The 19,608-nt window shown below is 64.7% G+C and carries 17 protein-coding genes; 4 read left to right on the top strand and 13 right to left on the bottom strand.

The features are described 5' to 3' along the window. Positions 1 to 164: 164 nt before the first annotated feature. The 5 genes from gnd to katA form a co-directional block, all read right to left on the bottom strand. Positions 165 to 1,214 carry a phosphogluconate dehydrogenase (NAD(+)-dependent, decarboxylating) gene (gene gnd / locus DES43_RS02130; protein ID WP_245264671.1) on the bottom strand — a complete coding sequence of 350 codons (1,050 nt, stop codon included), beginning with the start codon at positions 1,212 to 1,214 and terminating at the stop codon, positions 165 to 167. A gap of 22 nt (positions 1,215 to 1,236) precedes the next feature. Further along, complete coding sequence (locus DES43_RS02125) at positions 1,237 to 3,555, bottom strand: Tex family protein (RefSeq protein ID WP_035025206.1); 2,319 nt, start codon at positions 3,553 to 3,555, stop codon at positions 1,237 to 1,239. A 94-nt stretch (positions 3,556 to 3,649) separates the two neighbouring features. Continuing rightward, positions 3,650 to 4,102: a TspO/MBR family protein gene (locus tag DES43_RS02120; protein ID WP_035025204.1), complete on the bottom strand. Its 453-nt coding sequence runs from the start codon at positions 4,100 to 4,102 to the stop codon at positions 3,650 to 3,652. Between the two features lie 64 nt (positions 4,103 to 4,166). Next, positions 4,167 to 5,447: an RsmB/NOP family class I SAM-dependent RNA methyltransferase gene (locus DES43_RS02115; RefSeq protein WP_035025202.1), complete on the bottom strand. Its 1,281-nt coding sequence runs from the start codon at positions 5,445 to 5,447 to the stop codon at positions 4,167 to 4,169. Positions 5,448 to 5,676: 229 nt separating this feature from the next. Next, positions 5,677 to 7,158 carry a catalase KatA gene (gene katA / locus DES43_RS02110; RefSeq protein ID WP_035025201.1) on the bottom strand — a complete coding sequence of 494 codons (1,482 nt, stop codon included), beginning with the start codon at positions 7,156 to 7,158 and terminating at the stop codon, positions 5,677 to 5,679. A 199-nt stretch (positions 7,159 to 7,357) separates the two neighbouring features. Between katA and DES43_RS02105 the strand changes: the two genes are divergently transcribed. Then, positions 7,358 to 8,269 carry a hydrogen peroxide-inducible genes activator gene (locus DES43_RS02105; protein WP_035025200.1) on the top strand — a complete coding sequence of 304 codons (912 nt, stop codon included), beginning with the start codon at positions 7,358 to 7,360 and terminating at the stop codon, positions 8,267 to 8,269. Positions 8,270 to 8,298: 29 nt separating this feature from the next. Here the strand turns inward: DES43_RS02105 and DES43_RS02100 are convergent, their stop codons facing one another. From DES43_RS02100 to DES43_RS02090, 3 genes are all read right to left on the bottom strand, one after another. Further along, a complete protein-coding gene (locus DES43_RS02100) occupies positions 8,299 to 8,745 on the bottom strand; it encodes a pyridoxamine 5'-phosphate oxidase family protein (RefSeq protein ID WP_035025198.1) in 447 nt (148 codons plus the stop codon). 165 nt (positions 8,746 to 8,910) lie between these two features. Then, on the bottom strand, positions 8,911 to 9,360 hold the full coding sequence (locus DES43_RS02095) for a universal stress protein (protein WP_035025197.1): 450 nt from the start codon (positions 9,358 to 9,360) through the stop codon (positions 8,911 to 8,913). 84 nt (positions 9,361 to 9,444) lie between these two features. Further along, positions 9,445 to 9,873, bottom strand: a complete 429-nt coding sequence (locus DES43_RS02090) for a DUF6314 family protein (RefSeq protein WP_133674789.1) — start codon at positions 9,871 to 9,873, stop codon at positions 9,445 to 9,447. Positions 9,874 to 10,080: 207 nt separating this feature from the next. On the opposite strand from DES43_RS02090, the gene DES43_RS02085 reads away from it, so the two are divergent. Further along, positions 10,081 to 11,115, top strand: a complete 1,035-nt coding sequence (locus DES43_RS02085) for a YeiH family protein (protein ID WP_245264669.1) — start codon at positions 10,081 to 10,083, stop codon at positions 11,113 to 11,115. 10 nt (positions 11,116 to 11,125) lie between these two features. Continuing rightward, complete coding sequence (locus DES43_RS02080) at positions 11,126 to 12,007, top strand: LysR family transcriptional regulator (protein ID WP_035025195.1); 882 nt, start codon at positions 11,126 to 11,128, stop codon at positions 12,005 to 12,007. A gap of 11 nt (positions 12,008 to 12,018) precedes the next feature. Here the strand turns inward: DES43_RS02080 and pmtA are convergent, their stop codons facing one another. The 3 genes from pmtA to dnaK form a co-directional block, all read right to left on the bottom strand. Then, entirely contained in the window at positions 12,019 to 12,624 is a 606-nt protein-coding gene (gene pmtA / locus DES43_RS02075) for a phospholipid N-methyltransferase PmtA (protein WP_035025194.1), read from the bottom strand. Positions 12,625 to 12,736: 112 nt separating this feature from the next. Beyond that, entirely contained in the window at positions 12,737 to 13,864 is a 1,128-nt protein-coding gene (dnaJ, locus tag DES43_RS02070) for a molecular chaperone DnaJ (protein ID WP_035025193.1), read from the bottom strand. A gap of 279 nt (positions 13,865 to 14,143) precedes the next feature. After that, entirely contained in the window at positions 14,144 to 16,060 is a 1,917-nt protein-coding gene (dnaK, locus tag DES43_RS02065) for a molecular chaperone DnaK (protein ID WP_035025192.1), read from the bottom strand. A 349-nt stretch (positions 16,061 to 16,409) separates the two neighbouring features. Here dnaK and DES43_RS02060 point away from each other — a divergent pair, with 349 nt between their 5' ends. Further along, positions 16,410 to 18,062 carry a lysine--tRNA ligase gene (locus DES43_RS02060; protein WP_035025191.1) on the top strand — a complete coding sequence of 551 codons (1,653 nt, stop codon included), beginning with the start codon at positions 16,410 to 16,412 and terminating at the stop codon, positions 18,060 to 18,062. Here the strand turns inward: DES43_RS02060 and DES43_RS02055 are convergent. Then, complete coding sequence (locus DES43_RS02055; RefSeq protein ID WP_051520478.1) at positions 18,025 to 18,903, bottom strand: thermonuclease family protein; 879 nt, start codon at positions 18,901 to 18,903, stop codon at positions 18,025 to 18,027. The two genes, DES43_RS02060 and DES43_RS02055, sit on opposite strands and share 38 nt — an antisense overlap. A gap of 2 nt (positions 18,904 to 18,905) precedes the next feature. Continuing rightward, on the bottom strand, positions 18,906 to 19,553 hold the full coding sequence (locus DES43_RS02050) for a S24 family peptidase (protein WP_035025190.1): 648 nt from the start codon (positions 19,551 to 19,553) through the stop codon (positions 18,906 to 18,908). Between the last annotated feature and the right edge of the window lie 55 nt (positions 19,554 to 19,608).

Raw genomic sequence — 19,608 nt, 5'->3', positions numbered from 1 at the left:
GCTTTTCATGATTGCCAGTTCACATGATCACCTGTGCAGAAGCTGCAAGCGCGTGCTTCCCCGCGCGGCTTCGCGTTGTCCGTGGTGTCTTGTGCCGGTTCCGCCTTTCGCGGGCGGGCCGCGCCGGCCCGTCCGCATGGTGCCGATGCGCTGGTGACGCGCCTTTAGCCCTTCTTCTCGAAGTGGCCGCCGAACGCCAGCCGCATGGCCGAGAGCAGCTTTTCCGCATAGACGGAATGGCCCTGCGAGGCGAAGCGGCTGTAGAGGGCCGAAGACAGAACCGGCGTCGGCACGCCGGTGTCGATGGCCGCTTTCACCGTCCAGCGGCCTTCGCCGGAATCCGAGACACGCCCGCCGAACTGCGATAGTGCGGGATCGTCGGCAAGTGCGTCGGCGGTGAGGTCGAGAAGCCATGAGCTGATGACGCTGCCGTGCCGCCACACTTCGGCGACCTGCCCGACATCGATGTCGAACTGGTAGTATTGCGGCTCGGAAAGCGGGCTGGTCTCGGCGTCGGCGCTGCGCTCCTGCTTGCCGGCATTGGCGGCCTTCAGGATGTTGAAGCCCTCCGCATAGGCGGCCATCATGCCGTATTCGATGCCGTTATGGACCATCTTGACGAAATGGCCGGCGCCGCTCGGGCCGCAATGCAGATAGCCGCGCGCGGCGGTCCCCGGTGCGCTGTCGTCGCCCCCAGAGGCCAGAGAGGGTGCAAGGGCGGCAAAGACGGAATCGAGCTGGCGCACCGATTCGTCAGGACCGCCGATCATCAGGCAATAGCCGCGCTCCAGCCCGTGCACGCCGCCGCTGGTGCCGACATCGACGAAGCTGATCTGTTGCGCCGCGAGGCGCGCAGCCAGGTCCACCGCGTCGCGGTAGTTGGAGTTACCGCCGTCGATGATGGTGTCGCCGGCTTCCATCAGAGCGGCGAGCTGCTCCACGACGCCGCCGGTGATGGCGGCCGGCAGCATCAGCCAGATGTGCCGGGGCTTGTCGAGCTTTGCGACCAGCTCTTCCATGGAGGAAGCGCCGACAGCCCCTTCGCTCGCAAGCGCCGCGACGCTTTTGGGGTCGATGTCGTGGACGACGCATTCATGGCCGGCGCGCATCAGCCGGCGTACCATGTTGCCGCCCATCCGGCCCAAACCCATCATTCCGATCTGCATGACCAGCATCCTTTGGCAATGCCGCCGGCGAAACCGTGCCGGGGCCAGATTCGACTCCCGAACCCTTTGCTTATTTGCGTCGCATCGCCTCTGCAAGGGCGGCGCCGAATGCGCCTTGCCGGGCCGTGCCTTGCCCGCTCCGGTCGGGTTTGGGCTTGCCCGGGGAATGGGAGCCGCGCCGGCCGGCGTCGTCGTTCTGGCGTCTTTCCTGCTGAGGCGCGCCGCCGTCCCTGCGCATGGAAAGCCCGATGCGCTTGCGCTTCACGTCCACCTCGACCACGCGCACCTTCACCACGTCGCCCGCCTTCACCACCTCATGCGCATCCTTCACGAAGCGGTCGGCAAGCTGCGAGACATGAACCAGCCCGTCCTGATGCACGCCGATGTCGACGAAGGCGCCGAAGGCAGCCACATTGGTGACGGTGCCTTCCAGAAGCATGCCCGGTTTCAGGTCCTTGATGTCGTCCACGCCCTCGGCGAAGGTCGCGGTGCGGAAGCTCGGGCGCGGGTCGCGGCCGGGCTTCTCCAGCTCGGAAATGATGTCGCGCACGGTGGGCAGGCCGAAGCGCTCGTCGGCGAAGACGCGCGGATCGAGCGCTTTCAGGGCCGCGCTGTCGCCCATCAGAGCGCGCACGTCGCGGCCGCAGGCGGACACGATCTTCTTGGCTACGGCATAGGCTTCCGGGTGGACGGCCGAGGCGTCGAGCGGCTCGGTGCCGTCCGGAATGCGCAGGAAGCCGGCGCATTGCTCGAAGGCGCGCGGCCCGAGCCGTGACACCTTGAGCAGGTCCTGCCGCGTGGCGAAGGGACCGTTGGCGTTGCGGTGCACAACGATGGCTTCCGCCAGCGAGGAGCCGAGGCCCGACACCCGCGCCAGCAGCGGGGCCGACGCCGTGTTGAGATCGACGCCGACCGCATTCACGGCATCCTCGACCACGGCGTCCAGCGCCTTTGCCAGCCGGAACTGGTCGACATCGTGCTGATACTGGCCGACGCCGATGGATTTCGGCTCGATCTTGACCAGTTCCGCCAGGGGGTCCTGAAGGCGGCGGGCGATGGAGACCGCGCCGCGCAGCGACACGTCGAGGTCCGGAAACTCGGCCGCCGCCGTCGAAGAGGCCGAATAGACGGAAGCCCCGGCTTCCGAGACGATGACCTTGGTGGGTTTCGGCGCCTGCATATCGGACAGCATGTCGGCGACAAGCCGCTCCGTCTCGCGGCTGGCGGTGCCGTTGCCGATGGCGATCAGTTCCACGCCATGCCTGCGGATCAGCGAGGACAGTTCCGCCTGTGCGCCGCGCAGGTCGTTGCGCGGCTGGAACGGATAGACGGTGCTGGTGGCGAGCAGCTTGCCGGTGCCGTCCACCACGGCGACCTTGACGCCGGTGCGGATGCCGGGGTCGAGACCCATGGTCGGGCGCGAGCCGGCAGGAGCGGCAAGTAGCAGGTCTTTCAGGTTGCGGCCGAAGACGTGGATCGCCGCTTCCTCGGCCCGTTCGCGCAGGTCGCGCATCAGGTCAAGCGACAGGTGCAGCGACAGCTTCACCCGCCACGTCCAGCCGGCCACCTCGGCGAGCCACAGATCGCCGGGCAGCGTGCGTCCGATGGCACAGGCGTCGCAGATCATGCGCACGGTGGGACGCACCGGCGAGGTGTCGTCGGCATCGACCTCGATGTCGAGCGACAGCACCTCCTCGTTGCGGCCGCGCAGCATGGCCAGCGCCCGGTGGCTGGGCACGCCAGACCAGCGCTCAAAATGGTCGAAATAGTCGGAGAATTTCGCGCCTTCCTCCTGCTTGCCGTCCACCACGCGCGAGCGCAGCACGGCACGTTCGTGCATGTAGCTGCGCAGTCGGCCGACGAGATCGGCGTTCTCCGAGAATTGCTCGGCGATGATGTCGCGTGCGCCCTCCAGCGCCGCCTTCACGTCCGCCACCTCGTCGGTGAGATAGGCGGCCGCCAGATCGGCAGGCACGGCGGCGCGGTCGGAAAGGATCGCTTCCGCCAGCGGCCCGAGCCCCCGCTCGCGGGCGATTTCCGCCTTGGTGCGGCGCTTCGGCTTGTAGGGAAGATAAATGTCCTCAAGCTCGGCCTTGGTGGCGGCGCCCGCGATCTTGCCTTCAAGCTCGGGCGTGAGCTTTCCCTGCTCGCGGATGGACGACAGGATGGTGTCGCGCCGCGCATCCATCTCGCGCAGATAGGCAAGCCGCTCCGAAAGCGTGCGCAGTTGCGTGTCGTCCAGCCCGCCGGTCGCCTCCTTGCGGTAGCGTGCGACGAACGGCACGGTCGCCCCGTCGTCCAGCAGCGTGATCGCCGCTGCGGCCTGATCGGGCCGGGCGTTGATCTCGGCGGAGATGATCGCTGCGATGCGCTTGATGTCGGTCTTCATGCCTGTCCCGGAATCGTTGATGGGCTGCGAACATAGAGCATGTCCGGCAAGGGTGGGAACCGCTTTCCGGACAAAGGCACGGGTAAAACGACGGCTAGTTGAGATAGAGGATGGAGGCGTTGAGCAGGGTGGCGAACCCTGTCCACAGCGCATAGGGCACGAACATCAGGGCAGAGGGCCTGTCATCGGCGCGGACCGTATCGATGAACCACAGGATCAGCGCCAGCAGCAGGATGATGACGACCAGCGCCGCCGCCGTTGCATGCGCGGCGAAGAATATTGGCGACCATGCGAAATTGAGCGCCATCTGGGTGAACCAGAGCTTCATGGCCATGCCGGACGGATTGCGCCGCCATGTGCGCCAGCCGACGATGGCGATCAGGATATAGAGGATCGTCCATACCGGAGCGAACAGCCAGTTCGGCGGATTGAAGGACGGTTTGGCAAGCCCCGCATACCAGTCTCCGGGCGGCGTCGCGATGCCGATGAAGATGCCGATGCCGACGACGGCAACGAGGAAAACGCCAAGCGACAGATATTTGTTCACGGCAGGCCCCTGTGATGGCAGGCAGGACGCCTGCCACTTCAAACTGGGGCGCGGTCCGGAACGATCAAGTGCGGCGCAGGGCGCAGAAATAGAAGCCGTCGGTTCCTGTGCGGGACGGAGACAGGGAAATACCCATGCCGATGCCGGCCCGGTCCTCATGGGCCGGGAAGTGATGTTTCCACAGTTCCCTATGGTCTGCCGGGGCAAAGCCCGGCACACGCTCCAGAAAGGCGTTCGCCTGTTCGCCGTTTTCTTCCGGAAACACGGAGCAGGTGACGTAGGCGAGCAGGCCGCCGGGCTTCACATAGGCGGCGGCGTTGTCGAGAATCTCCGCCTGCTCGGCAATGCGCTGGTCGAGCTGTTGGCGGGTGAGCCGCCATTTGGTGTCGGGCCGCCGCCGCCATGTGCCGGAGCCAGTGCAGGGCGCGTCGACGAGCACGATGTCCATGCGCCCTTCCAGCGGGGATAGCTCACCCCTGCCTGCGGCAAGCTGGATGTTGCGGCTGCCGGCGCGTTTCATGCGCTCCACGATAGGCGCAAGACGGGGTTTCAGCGCATCATGCGCGAAAATCTGGCCCTGGTTGCGCATGGCTGCCGAAAGGGCGAGCGACTTGCCGCCGGCGCCTGCGCAATAGTCCAGCACCTGCATGCCGGGCCGGGCGCCGGCCAGTTCGGAAACGATCTGCGAACCCTCGTCCTGCACTTCGAAGCAGCCTTCCGCGAAAGCCTCGCCAGCCTGCACATTCGGATGCCGGCCGCTGCCCTCGATGGGCGGAATGCGGATGCCGTGCGGGGCGATGTCGGTGGCGCGGGCGCCCGTTGCCGCGAGCCCGGCAAGCACGGCATCGCGTCCGCCCTTCAGCAGGTTGGCGCGCAGATCGAGCGGCGGACGGCGGGCGAGCGCTGCCGCCTCGTCTGTCCAGCTTTCGCCTAAAGCCTGTTGCAGGAGGGGCGCGCACCAGTCCGGGCAGTCGGCGCGCACCTCGTGTGGCATGTCGGCGGATAGCCTTTCACGCAGAATGCGCAACTCCGCATCATCCAGCGGATCAGGAGCAAACCTGTCGCCGTCGAGCATGGCGTTGATGCCTTCGGGCGTCTCGCCCCATTCCAGCACAACAGCGCCGATGGCAAGGGCTCGCGGGCTGGCATCGTCGAACAGCCATGCGGCGGAGCGGCTGCGCCTCAGTGCGTCGTAGACGATGTTGCCGATGGCCGCGCGGTCGCCGCCGCCAGCGAAACGGTGGGCAATGCCCCAGTCGCGCAGCGCTTCTGCCGCCGGCCGTTGCCGTCCTTCGATATCCGCCAGCACTTCCATGGCCGCTGCCAGCCTTCCGCCCATGCGCATCGGTTCGATCCGGATTGAGGTTCAGGGCCGGTCTAGAGCATTTTGCAGCCAGATGGAAACATCTGGCGCCGCATAAATGCGACCAAAACCAAGAGATAGAGCATTTCTGCGATTCGGAGAAAAGCATAAATGCTCTATCTCCCGGATGCGGCGGCACAACCCCGCATCCCCAAAAGAAGGAGCCGCGGAGAGTGTCCCCGCGGCTCATGCCTGACTGGTTTTTCGACCTTTACTCGGCCGCGCTCAGCGTATCGGCTTCGTAGCCGTGCGCGTCCTTCAGCGCCTTGCGCACCCCGGCCGCATAGTCCGGATGGACCTTGTGGAAATGGCCGAGCTGGCGCTCCACGATGTGGCCGGGCACGCCGCCCATGGCCGCCGCGATGTTGCTGAACAGACGGCTCTTCTGGCCATCGTCGAACAGGTTGAACAGCGCGCGCACCTGTACATAGTCGTCATTGCCGGCACGGTGGTCGAAGCGCGACATGTCGCCTTCGATCTTCAGCGGCGGCTCCTTGGCCGAGGCGTCCTCGAACGGGCCGTTGAAGGAGTTCGGCTCGTAATAGGCGTCCGGATTGCCGGTGCGGATGCCGCCATACGTGTTCATCTGGCCATCGCGATGATAGTGGTGCACCGGGCATTTCGGCTGGTTGACCGGAATGTTCTCGTAATGCGTGCCCAGCCGGTAGCGGTGGGCGTCCGCATAGGAGAAGATGCGGGCCTGCAACATCTTGTCCGGCGAATAGGAAATGCCGGGCACGATGTTGGACGGCGAGAAGGCCGCCTGCTCGATCTCGGCGAAGTAATTGTCAGGGTTGCGGTTGAGTTCCATGATGCCGACGTCGATCGGCGGGAACTCGCCATGCGGCCACACCTTGGTGATGTCGAACGGATTGTAGGAGGTCTTTTCGGCCTCCGCTTCCGTCATGATCTGCACCTGCAGTTTCCAGCGCGGATATTCGCCCTTCTCGATCTTGCCGAACAGCGCTTCCTGATAGCCCTCGCGGGTGCGGCCGATGATCTGCTCGGCTTCCTCGTTGGTGTGGTGCCTGTGGCCCTGCTGGGTCTTGAAGTGGAACTTCACCCAGAAGCGCTCGCCGGCCGCGTTGATGAGCGAATAGGTGTGCGAGCCGTAGCCGTTCATGAAGGTCGGGTCGACAGGCAGGCCGCGGTCCGACATCAGGATGGTCACCTGATGCAGGCTTTCCGGCGACAGCGACCAGAAGTCCCACATGGCGGTGGCGGAGCGCAGGTTGGTGCGCGGATGGCGCTTCTGCGTGTGGATGAAGTCGGGGAACTTGTAGGCGTCGCGCACGAAGAACACCGGCGTGTTGTTGCCCACCAGATCCCAGTTGCCTTCCGGCGTATAGAATTTGAGCGCGAAACCGCGCACGTCGCGTTCATGGTCGGCAGCGCCCATTTCTCCGGCCACGGTGGAGAACCTGGCCAGCATGGGCGTCACTGCGCCGGGCTGAAGGGCCCTGGCCTTGGTGTATTTCGAGATATCGCCGGTGATGGTCAGGGTGCCGAAGGCGCCCCAGCCCTTGGCGTGGACGGCGCGTTCGGGAATGCGCTCGCGGTTCTGGTGGGCCAGCTTCTCGATGAGCTGGTAGTCTTGCAGCATCACCCCGCCGCGTTCGCCGGCGGTGATCGAGTTCTGGTTGTCCGGCACCGGTGCGCCAGCGGTGGTGGTCAGCGTGGGTCGATCAGACATGGAGCCTCCTGTTTCGATCTGGCCTTCGACAAGGACTGGCGAAGGCGCCGGCTGTCGCCGGAAGTCCTCCGCAACGCTGTGGCACTTTTCCTGATGTGCCGTGCAAGCGTTTTTAGAATGCTTCTAGAGAGTGTTGTCCCATGTGCTGACGATAGTTTCCAATTGTATTTCCCACTTTTGGCGATAAGATTTTCCTATCATGATAACCCTTCGCCAGATGCGCTATTTCGAGGCGCTCGCCACGGCCCGCCATTTCGGCCGGGCAGCCGAGCTCGTCCATGTCAGCCAGCCTGCCCTTTCGGCCCAGATCAGGGAGATGGAGGCTCATCTCGGCGTCACGCTGGTCGAACGGAATCGCGGCAACATCCTGCTCACCCGCAAGGGAGAGGAGGTGCTGGAGCATGTGCGGGAAGTGCTGGCGGGGGTGGAGCGGCTGGAACATGCGGCGCGACGCGGCGACGGCCTGCTGGAAGGCCCGGTGCGCTTCGGCATCATCCCGACCGTCGCGCCCTATCTGGTGCCCGGTCTGGTGCCGTATCTGCGCACCACCTATCCTGCCATCGAAGTGGAGTTGAAGGAGGCTGTTACCGACAGGCTGCTTGCCGAACTCTCCGAAGGCAGGCTGGACGTGGTGATCGCCGCCTTGCCGATCGATCATGAAGGCATCGCCACGCGGCCCGTGTTCCGCGACCGCTTCTTCATGGCAACTGCCACTAACGATCGGCATGTGCTGATGTCCCCGCTGACCGAAGCGCAGGTCGATGCCGGGCGCCTGCTTCTTCTGGAAGAGGGGCACTGCCTGCGCGATCAGGCGCTGGCCGTGTGCGGTATGGCCGGCAAGCGCAGCCTCGTCAATTTCGGCGCCACCTCCATGGCGACGCTGCTGCAGATGGTGTCGCACGGCATGGGCATGACGCTGATCCCGGAGATTGCCGTGCCGGCCGAGACGGCCCGCAACGACATCCGCATCGTGGCGTTTGCCGAGCCGCAGCCATCCCGCCAGATCGGGCTCGCCTGGCGGCGCAACGGTCCGGGCGAGGACGAGATCGAGGCGCTGGCGCGTGCGGTTGCGGCGACCGTGCCGTCCAATGGGGAACGGCAGGCGCCCTGACGAGCGCTGCCCGCCTGAACCGGATTTGCCTAATCCTGTGCGGCCACGCAGCGCCGTCCTGTCATGGTTTCGATCATGATACGGTAGAACACATGCTGTGTGGGGCCCTCATCGGCCGGCTTCAGCCCGCCGGGCTCCCACCAGTTGGCATGCTGGCTGAGCAGCGACCATGCATGGTCGCGTGCATGCTTCCAGCCGATCCGGTCGGGGAGTTCCTCGAAGCGGCCGTTCACGACGACGCTGCGCCATGTGCCGTGCTCGCCAAGCACGTCGGTTTGCAGGCTGACGAGCGGATTGGCCCGCATCCATTCGATCTTCTGGCCGGCGAGCGAGAAGCTGTAGAGATAATTGCCGTCGAGCGCGAAGGTGACCGGCACGACGTAGGGCTGTCCGTCCCGGCAGCAGGCGAGGTGCCCCAGGCGCTGCGCCGCGAGCAGTTCGAGACATTCGGACCGGGTCATTTCGGTGATGATCATGCCGTCTTCTCCGTCACCCCGCCGTCTTCACCCTAAAGCAATTCCAGCAAAAGTGCGAAGCGGTTTTGCGTTTGGAATTGTGTAAAAACAAAAGGTTAGAGCGTTCTTGCAATTCGAGGAAAAGCGGAAATGCTCTAACCCGGTGGCAGTCTACTCCCGGCCGCGTCAGCGCACCACAAGAACCGGAACCCTGGCCTTGGCCACGACTTCCGCCGTCTGGCTGCCCAGCATGACCCGGTTCATGCCCGTGCGCCCGTGCGAGGACATGACGATGAGGCTGCAGCCATATTCGTCGGCGGCCTCGCAGATCGCGCCCGCCACCAGACGCCACGGAACATGCACGGTCTCGATCGGGATGCCCAGCGCTTCCGCCTTTCGCCGGATCGGCTCGAGGATGCGCTGGGCGATGCGCGCCTGCGCCTCGTCGAACGCCTCGATCTCCGTCTCGCTCGGCGACCACAGCTCCGAGGCGAAGGCGAACTGGCCGCCGAGCGGTTCGGTCACCGTGATCGCGGTGACCCTGCTGCCGTGCTTCTTCGCCAGTTCCAGACCATGGTCGACACCGGCCTGCGCGGCTTCGGAACCGTCGCTGGAAACGAGGATATGTTCGTACATCGCAATTTGCCCCCGGGATAAATCCCCTTAAGCAGCCAGCGAACCACCGCAGCCGGCCTCGTACAAGCCGCATCTTGTCGCGGGTCAGGCCGGGTCCGGAATCCGCTCGTAACGGGTAAGGCTGGCATAGCGCTTGCGCGGTCCCGACACCCGCCAGAATTCGATCCAGCAATCACGGCTACGAAAGATGAACCGGCCTTCATAGAGATCGTCGCCGCAATGATGGAGCACACGCTGGTCGGGGGCAAGGCCAAGGTGCACGAAGTGCGCGCCGCCCGCGAACCGCACATCGACGCCTGCGGCGTCCATTTCCAGCAGGTAGAGGCGTTTCGCCTCAAGCGTCCCGCGGCTGCTGTGCACCTCGCCGGTTTCCGTGATCGACGCGGTCTCTATCCGGGCCTGTCCGGCGAAGCCGAGTGTCTCATGCCCCAGATGATCCACCAGCCGTCGCCGCACCTGCCAGAGCCCGACGAAATCCGCGGGCTGCAAGGGTTCGTGCGTGGGCGGTGCCACGCTGCGATGTTGCGATGTCATGGTTTGCGGAGGCATGATCCGGATACAATGAATGGCCGCGCGTCCGCCGGCAAGGGCCGAAAATCGGACCGGCGCCGGACAACTGTCGCAATCGTTCGGAGAAATCGAACGTTACGACATAAATAATGCGCTGGATTGCTTTCAAGGGAAATGGCAATCCCCATTCTGCCTGAAATGGAGAATGTCGTGACTGCAAGTGAAAGCTTTTCGTCGGTACCCGGTGCCAGCAAGGCTGGTATCGGACGTGTCGGTGGCATCTGGCCCGGACTGGTGCTGGTCGGCGTGATTACCGGCGCGGGCTATTCGCTGCGCGAGATGCCGGGTCTCGTGATCTTCAGCCCGATGATTCTGGCGGTGATCATCGGCATGCTGTTCGCCAACACCGTGGGCGTGGCCCACAACGCGAAGGAAGGCATCCGCTTCAGCCAGAAGACGCTGCTGCGTCTGGCCATCGTTCTGCTCGGCTTCCAGTTGACTGTCGATCAGGCTGCCTCGATCGGAATCGGAGGCTTCGGCCTCGTCGCGCTGACCCTTGCCGCGACTTTCCTCTTCACTCTTGGTGCCGCGCGCCTGCTTGGCGTGGAGCGCCGGCTTGCCCAGCTTATTGCCGCAGGCACCTCGATCTGCGGCGCCTCCGCCATCGTGGCTGCCAACACCGTCACCAATGCGCGCGACGAGGACGTCGCCTATGCGGTGGCCTCGATCACCCTGTTCGGCACTGTGGCCATGCTGGCCTATCCGCTGCTCGGCGCGTTCGCCGGCCTCGACCAGAACGCCTTCGGCCTGTGGGCAGGCGCTTCGATCCATGAGGTGGCGCAGGTCATCGGCGCATCCTTCCAGTACGGTCCGCAGGCCGGTGAAGCGGGAACCGTTGCCAAGCTCACCCGCGTCGCGCTTCTGGCGCCGATGGTGTTCGCCATGGGCTTCGCCGCCCGCCGCTCCGGAGGAGGCGAGACGGGTGCGCGCGCGCCGATGCCGTGGTTCGTGCTGGGTTTTGTGGCCGTGGTTCTGTGGAACAGCTTTGTCGGCATTCCCGATGCGCTGCGCCCCTATATCGTCTTCTTCACCACCCTGATGCTCACCATGGGTCTGGCCGCCATGGGCCTGAACGCCAATGTGTCGGAGATCAGGTCGCGGGGCTTGCGGCCGCTTCTGCTTGCGCTTTCCGCGTTTGTGTTTATCGCTGGCTTCAGTCTGGTATTGGTGAAGCTTCTGGTCTGAGAACAAGACGATGACGCTCGAGCAGTTGCGTATTTTCGTTGCTGTCGCCGAACGCGAGCATGTCACGCGGGCCGCCGCCGATCTCAACCTCACCCAGTCTGCGACGAGTGCGGCGGTTTCCGCGCTCGAGGCGCGTTATGCGACCAGGCTTTTCGACCGGGTCGGGCGGCGCATTGCCCTGACAGACGCCGGCCGCACCTTTCTGGCCGAAGCAAGGGCAGTGCTGGCAAGAGCTTCCAGCGCCGAGCTGATTCTGGCCGATCTGGCGGGGCTCAAGGTCGGTTCGCTCAGGCTCGCCGCGAGCCAGACGGTGGGCAACTACTGGCTGCCGGGCATCATCCACAAATTCCGCTCCGCCTATCCCGGGCTTTCGGTGGAACTCACGATGGGCAACACAGAGACGGTGGCGGCGATGGTGCGCAAGGGTGAGGCCAATCTCGGCTTTGTCGAAGGCGAGGTCGACGCCCATGCGCTGAACGTCGTGCCCGTGGCCGACGACGACATGGCGCTGGTGGTGCTGCCTTCTCATTCGTGGGCAGCGGCGAGAGACGGGGAGGGTCTCGATCTGAGAACCTCGCCATGGGTCATGCGCGAGCATGGGTCCGGCACACGCTCGATACTGGAGGCGATGCTGGCGGCGCGTGGACATAGCCTGTCCGATGTCGAGATCAGCCTGGTGCTGCCGACGAACGAATCGGTGCGGGTCGCCGTCGAATCGGGGGCAGGGGCCACGGTCATGTCGCGGCTGGCGGTCGCCAATGCCCTCAAGGCAGGCCGGCTTGCCGCGGTGGACTATCCGGTTCCGCGCCGCAAATTCTTCATGTTGCGGCACAGCCAGCATCACGAGACGGCAGCCGAAGGCGAATTCGCCCGGCTGGTGACCCAGGGCTGAATGCCGGAAAGTCAGTGCGTGCGGCGGCGATAGATCCACAGCCTTGCGGGCGGGATATTGCGCAGGATGAAGTCGAAATGCTCGACGGTGTAGTCGCCGCGGCCGGGCGGGATCGGCGACATCGGGCCGTAGGTGATCTGCACCACCGGCCGGCCTTCGGGCATGCGCGACAGGAGCCCGTCGAGATATTCCACACGGCGCGGAACCGGGAAATTCAACAGCGGCACGCCCGAGATGACCGAATCGAAAGTGAGGTCCGCAGCATTGCCGAGCGTCGTGTCGAGATTGAAGGCATCGCCCTCGATGACGTTCACGCCCGGAAAATTGGCGCGCAGATGGCGCGCGAAATCCGCCGAATATTCGACCGCATAGAGATTTTCCGGTTTCACGCCATGGCGCAGGATCGCCTTGGTGATGACGCCGGTGCCGGGGCCCAGCTCCAGCACCGGCAGGCCGGAGCCGAGATCGATGACCGACGCCATGCGCCGCGCTGTGACCGAGCTGGTTGGCACGATGGCGCCCACGGCCTTCGGCTTGTCTATCCAGCCCCTGAAGAATTTGAGTTCGTCGTCGAACTTGGCCGCCAGCGTCTTGCGCAGTCCGGTTCCCTTAGCCATGCAAATCTCCTGCGCTCCCCTTGGTGGTACTTAGCATCTGATTGGCCCGGTTCAAGAAAAATCCGGACCAATATGCTGACAGCGTCAGGAAAAGTCGTCTGCGGGACAGCGTTTATTTTTCAGCGAAGGATTCGAAGAAGTCCTTCATGCGGCTGAAGAACCCGCTCGATTGCGGTGAATTCTCTGTCGACGAGAGCTGCTCGAACTCTTCCAGCAATTCGCGCTGCCGCCTGGTCAGGTTCTGCGGCGTCTCGACGGCCGTCTGAATGTAGAGGTCGCCCACCTGCGGCTGGCGCAGCACCGGCATGCCCTTGCCCTTGAGGCGGAACTGGCGGCCGTTCTGGGTGCCTTCCGGCACCTTGACGCGGGTCTGGCTGCCGTCGAGCGTCGTCACCTCGAAGGAACCGCCAAGGGCCGCCGTGGTCATGGAGATCGGCACCTTGCAATAGAGGTCGGCGCCGTCGCGCTGGAAGAACTCGTGCGGCTTCACCGACAGGAAGATGTAGAGGTCGCCCGAAGGCCCGCCGCGCATACCTGCCTCGCCCTCTCCGGCCAGCCGGATGCGGGTGCCGTCCTCGATGCCTGCTGGAATATTGACTGACAAAGAGCGCTCTTCGGTGACGCGGCCCTGGCCGGAGCATTTGCCGCACGGGTCCTTGATGGTCTGGCCGCGCCCCTGGCACTGGGGGCAGGTGCGTTCGATGGAAAAGAAGCCCTGAGAGGCGCGCACCTTGCCGTGGCCGCCGCACATGGTGCAGGTGACCGGCTGGGTGCCCGGCTTCGCGCCCGTGCCGGAGCATTCGTCACAGGACACCGAGGCCGGCACATGGATTTGCGCGGTCTTGCCTGTAAAGGCTTCCTCCAGCGAGATTTCCATGTTGTAGCGCAGGTCCGCGCCGCGCTCGCGCCCGCCCGAAGATCGGCGGCGCCCGCCGCCCATCATCTCGCCGAAGATATCCTCGAAGATGTCGGCGAAGCCGCCCGCCGCGAAGCCGTGGCCCCCGTTCATGCCGCCATTCTCGAACGCCGCGTGGCCGAAGCGGTCATAGGCGGCCCGCTTCTGCGGGTCCTTGAGGCATTCGTAAGCCTCGTTGATTTCCTTGAACTTGTGCTCGCAGGCTTCGTCGCCCGGATTGCGGTCGGGATGGAACTGCATGGCGAGCTTGCGGAACGCGCTCTTGAGTTCCTTGTCGTCCGCACTGCGGCTCACGCCGAGCGTTTCGTAGAAATCAACCTTCATTTAAAGCCTGTCCTGGTTCTTCTGCCCGATGGCTCCAAATCGGCCGAAACGGCCATTCCTGTCGGTCGATGCGCCTGAACGGTCGCTATTCCCCGGCATGTTTTGCGCATGCCATGCGCCCGCGCGCATGATTCTGCGTTCTGCTCTTCTTTTGCGGCCTTCGATTTAGGTGCTGCGCGGTCCCGATGCCAGAGCCGGCAAAGGTCCGGCAGCATTTTTCCGGCCGAAGTTGCCGAAAAGCCCGGCCGGGACCGGGCTTTTCATTGTCTGCAACAGGGATCAGGCCGACTTCTTCTTGTCGTCGTCCTCGTCGATCTCCTCGAAGTCGGCATCGACCACATCGCCGTCCCTGGCGGCATCCGCCTGGGCGTCGGCCTCGGCCGCCTCCTTCTGCGAAGCCTCGTACATGGCCTGGCCGAGCTTCATGGAAACCTCGGCAAGGGTCTGCGTCTTTGCCTCGATGTCGGCCGGGTCGTCACCCTCGGCGGCGGTCTTCAGCGCCGCGATGGCATCGGCGATGGCCGTGCGGTCGGCTTCCGAAACCTTGTCGCCATAGTCCTTCAGCGACTTCTCGCTGGAGTGGATCAGCGACTCGGCCTGGTTGCGGGCCTCGACCAGCGCCTTGCGCTTCTTGTCGGCCTCGGCATTGGCCTCGGCGTCCTTGACCATCTTCTCGATGTCGGCGTCGGACAGGCCGCCAGATGCCTGAATGCGGATCTGGTGCTCCTTGCCCGTGCCCTTGTCCTTGGCCGACACGTTGACGATGCCGTTGGCGTCGATGTCGAAGGTGACCTCGATCTGCGGCACGCCGCGCGGTGCAGGCGGAATGCCGACCAGATCGAACTGGCCGAGCAGCTTGTTGTCGGCCGCCATCTCGCGCTCGCCCTGGAAGACCCGGATCGTCACCGCGGACTGGGAGTCCTCGGCGGTGGAGAAGGTCTGGCTCTTCTTGGTCGGGATCGTGGTGTTGCGCTCGATGAGGCGCGTGAACACGCCGCCCAGCGTCTCGATGCCCAGCGACAGCGGGGTCACGTCGAGCAGCAGCACGTCCTTGACGTCGCCCTGAAGCACGCCGGCCTGAATGGCCGCGCCCATGGCGACGACCTCGTCGGGGTTGACGCCCTTGTGCGGCTCCTTGCCGAAGAACTGCTTCACCACTTCCTGAATCTTGGGCATGCGGGTCATGCCGCCGACCAGAACCACCTCGTCGATCTCGCCGGCCTTGAGTCCGGCATCCTTGAGCGCGGCCTTGCACGGCTCGATGGTGCGCTGGACGAAGTCGTCAACCAGCGATTCGAACTTGGCGCGGGTCAGCTTCAGCGTCAGGTGCTTGGGGCCGGTCGCATCGGCGGTGATGAAGGGCAGGTTGATCTCGGTCTGCGTGGTGGACGACAGCTCGATCTTGGCCTTTTCGGCTGCTTCCTTCAGGCGCTGGAGGGCGAGCTTGTCGTTGCGCAGGTCGATGCCCTGCTCCTTCTTGAACTCGTCGGCCAGATACTCGACCAGACGCATGTCGAAGTCCTCGCCGCCGAGGAAGGTGTCGCCATTGGTCGACTTCACCTCGAACACGCCGTCGCCGATTTCCAGCACGGAAATGTCGAAGGTGCCGCCGCCGAGGTCATAGACGGCGATGGTCTTGCCGTCGCGCTTGTCGAGGCCATAGGCCAGGGCAGCAGCGGTCGGCTCGTTGATGATGCGCAGCACTTCCAGGCCGGCGATCTTGCCGGCGTCCTTGGTGGCCTGGCGCTGGGCGTCGTTGAAGTAGGCGGGCACGGTGATGACGGCCTTCTCGACCTTCTCGCCGAGATAGGCTTCCGCCGTTTCCTTCATCTTCTGGAGGATCATGGCCGAGATCTGCGAAGGCGACTGCTTCTTGTCGCCGGCTTCGACCCAGGCGTCGCCATTGTCGCCCTTGACGATCTTGTAGGGAACGAGGCCCTTGTCCTTGTCGGTGACCGGATCGTCATAGCGGCGGCCGATCAGGCGCTTGACCGCGAAGATGGTGTTTTCGGGATTGGTGACCGCCTGGCGCTTGGCCGGCTGGCCGACGAGGCGTTCGCCGTCGGAGGTGAATGCGACGATCGAGGGCGTGGTGCGCGCGCCTTCCGCGTTTTCGATCACCTTCGCGTCCTTGCCGTCCATCACGGCGACGCAGGAATTGGTGGTTCCGAGGTCGATGCCGATTACTTTAGCCATTGGTTCAATCTCTCCTTCAAGCAGGCTTTCAAGGACCCTGTCAGGCGTTCCGGCGAAAGCCCCTGTTCACAAGAATTTCCGAACGCGCCTGCTTGCATCGAAGGCCCGTCCGGATCTGCGGCGTATATAAGAACAGGCTTCGCGGGGTGCAAGCGTTCTGCGCGCTCTTGGCATGCATGCAAGGCCCGCCGCGGCGGATCGGCGCAAAAAATAGCATGGAATCGCAAAATCTGGCCGTTTTGCGCCCCTGTCGGCTGCTTTCGGGCGGGAAAAATTTGACCTTGGGCAGCGGCCCGCATAGAGCAGGCCGGCCGGCATCGAAGCCGGCTTCACCAACAGGACCAACGACATGGCCGGAAACGACGCCCTCGACCTCAACCCGGAACTTCTCGCCGCCGCCGGCGAGAACAAAGCCTGGCCGTTCGAGGAAGCGAAAAAAATCGTCGCCCGCTATGCGAAAACCGGCTTTCCGGAAACGATCCTGTTCGAGACCGGCTACGGCCCCTCGGGTCTGCCGCATATCGGCACCTTCGGCGAAGTCGCCCGCACCACCATGGTGCGTCACGCTTTTCACATCCTCACCGAAGGCAAGGTGAAGACGCGGCTTCTGGTGTTCTCCGACGACATGGATGGCATGCGCAAGATTCCCGACAATGTGCCGGATCGCGCCTTCCTGGAGCCTTATCTGCACAAGCCGCTGACGTCGGTCCCCAACCCGTTCGGCGGCGACTACGAGAGCTTCGGCCATCACAACAACGCCATGCTGCGGCGCTTCCTCGATACGTTCGGCTTCGACTACGAGTTCGCCAGCGCGACCGAGTACTACAAGGAAGGCCGTTTCGACGCGGTGCTTCTGCGTGCGGCCGGGCGCTATGACGACATCATGAAGGTGATGCTGCCGACGCTGGGCGAGGAACGGCAGGCGACCTACAGCCCCTTCCTGCCGATCTCGCCGAAGACCGGCCGCGTGCTCTACGTGCCGATGAAGCATGTCGATGCGCAGGCCGGCACCATTACCTTCGACGACGAGGATGGCACCGAGACCACGCTGCCCGTCACCGGTGGCGCGGTGAAACTGCAATGGAAGCCGGATTTCGGCATGCGCTGGGCGGCGCTCAACGTCGATTTCGAGATGTTCGGCAAGGACCACCAGACCAATGCGGCGATCTACGACCGCATCTGCGAAATCCTCGGCGGGCGCGCGCCCGAGCACTTCGTCTATGAACTGTTCCTCGACGAGAACGGCCAGAAGATCTCCAAGTCGAAGGGCAACGGGCTGACCATCGACGAGTGGCTGACCTATGCGCCGACCGAGAGCCTGGCGCTCTACATGTTCCAGAAGCCGCGCGTGGCCAAGAAGCTCTATTTCGACGTCATCCCGCGCGCTGTGGACGAGTATTACCAGTTCCTGTCGGCCTATCCGAAGCAGGACTGGAAGAACCGCCTCGGCAATCCGGTCTGGCACATCCACAGCGGCAACCCGCCCGCGATCGACCTTCCGGTGCCGTTCGCGCTGCTGCTCAATCTGGTCAGCGTCTCCAATGCCCAGAACAAGGACGTGCTTTGGGGCTTCATTTCGCGCTACGCGCCGGGCGTGACGCCCCGGACGCATCCCGAACTGGACAGGCTGACCGGCTATGCGATCCGCTACTTCGACGACTTCGTGAAGCCGTCGAAGGTGTATCGCGCGCCGGACGAGGTGGAGCGCGACGCGCTGGCGAAACTGTCGCAGGCGCTGGCAGACCTGCCTGAGGGCGCTGACGGCGAGGCGATCCAGAATGCGGCGCTCAACGTGGCGCGCGCCATCGAGCGCTATCAGGACCACGCGAAAAAGAGCCCCGAGGGCGGCCCGGGCGTCTCGGTCGCCTTCTTCCAGATGATCTATCAGGTCCTGATCGGGCAGGAGCGCGGCCCGCGCTTCGGGTCGTTCGCCGCGCTTTACGGCATATCCGAAACCCGGGAGCTTATCGGGAAGGCGCTGGAAGGCCGTCTGGCGGCATAAGGGGGTCAGCCTCGGAAGGGCCGGGCAGCTCGATGATGCTGTCCGGCACTGCCGGAATTTGTGAGCCCCCTGAAGGCGGTGGCGGTGGCAGGCCCGAAAGGTCCGGCGCGTGGCCATATATGCCCTTCCCGCCTTTTTGCGCCTTTTCGGCCGCCTGCGCATAAGGGCCGTTCGCATCGGCGCGCGCCCAGCCATTCGCCACCAGCCATTCGCCGATGTCCTGCCTGCCCATCCGGCAGCGTGCGGTGAGATCGCTGCTGCCCGCATCGTCCGGGATGTCGCAGACCACCGCGCGGCCGCGCAGGAAACCGCGGAAAGCGGTTGTGGCGCGGGTGCCGCACGGCCATTGCCGGTCCTGATCGGTGCAGGTTTCCTCCGGCCCGACAAGTTCGATTCCGGCGATGGTCACGGTCCGGCCCTGCACCCTGATCTGTCCTGCGCCGGTGGCAAGGGGACGAAACAGCGTCGTGCCTTTCCACTCGGCATCGGGCTTGGGCGGGGGCGGAACGGCGAGGGAGAGATCGCTCAGCGGCGCGCGCGGAGGCAGGCGCTCGAGTTCGGCCGGATCCAGTTGCGGCGGCGCGATGATCTCCGGTTCGATCGGCCGCAGGGCGGGGAGGGAAGGCCGCTGTTCCGGCAGATCCCGCGAAGCGCCGGTTCCAACGTCCTCCGTCTCCGGCTCGGAAAACACATCGCCGATCTCCGTGTCGAAGACGATGCCGCTTTCGGATCGCTGCGCCGTGTTGTCGGCGCGCGGATTGAGCCTGTTGCCGCCCGCAATGACCAGCACGCCCATCGCCAGCAGGCAGAACACGGCGAATCCGGCATGCAGAGGCTTCATGCCTACTGGCTCGCCCACACGATCCGCGCCATCCACTCCACCTCATGGACGGGAAATTCGCGGTCCGGATGCTCCGGATTGAGCGAGACGAGCGAGATCGTTCTGGCGCTCTGGCGGCTGAGCACCTTGGCCATCACCTCGCCGGAGGTGGTCTTGACCACCACGCGGTCGCCCTTGCGCACGCTGGCGCCCGGCTCGACGATCAGCACGTCGCCGTCGCGGTAGAGCGGCAGCATGGAATCGCCCTGCACCTTGAGCGCATAGGCGGGACCTCCGGCAGGTGCTGGCAGCTCGATCAGATCCCAGCCATGGCCGACGGGGAAGCCGGCATCGTCGAAGAAACCGCCCGCGCCGGCCTGCGCGAAGCCCACCAGCGGCACGGTGGGCTTCTGTGCCGGCAGCGCATCGGAGACGGCTTTCCTGCCGTCGATCAGCGCGATGAACTCGTTCAGCGATGAGCCGGTCGCCTCGATGATCTTGGCCAGCGATTCGGTCGAGGGCCAGCGCGGCCGTCCGTCGGACGACAGGCGCTTCGACCTGTTGAAGGCCGTGGAATCGAGACCTGCGCGCCGGGCAAGGCCGGACACGGAAAGGGAATGACGCTCGGCGAGCGCGTCTATGGCGGCCCATACGCGTTCATGCGAGAGCATGCGCCCTGAAACTCCTGAACAGGAAAAAATACCTGTCGATTTTTACCCGCAGGTC

The organism is Aquamicrobium defluvii (genome assembly GCF_004363725.1).
Classification (GTDB): domain Bacteria; phylum Pseudomonadota; class Alphaproteobacteria; order Rhizobiales; family Rhizobiaceae; genus Mesorhizobium; species Mesorhizobium defluvii.
The sequence above is the reverse complement of the archived record's forward strand: the minus strand, read 5'-3'. Positions and strand labels throughout refer to the sequence as shown.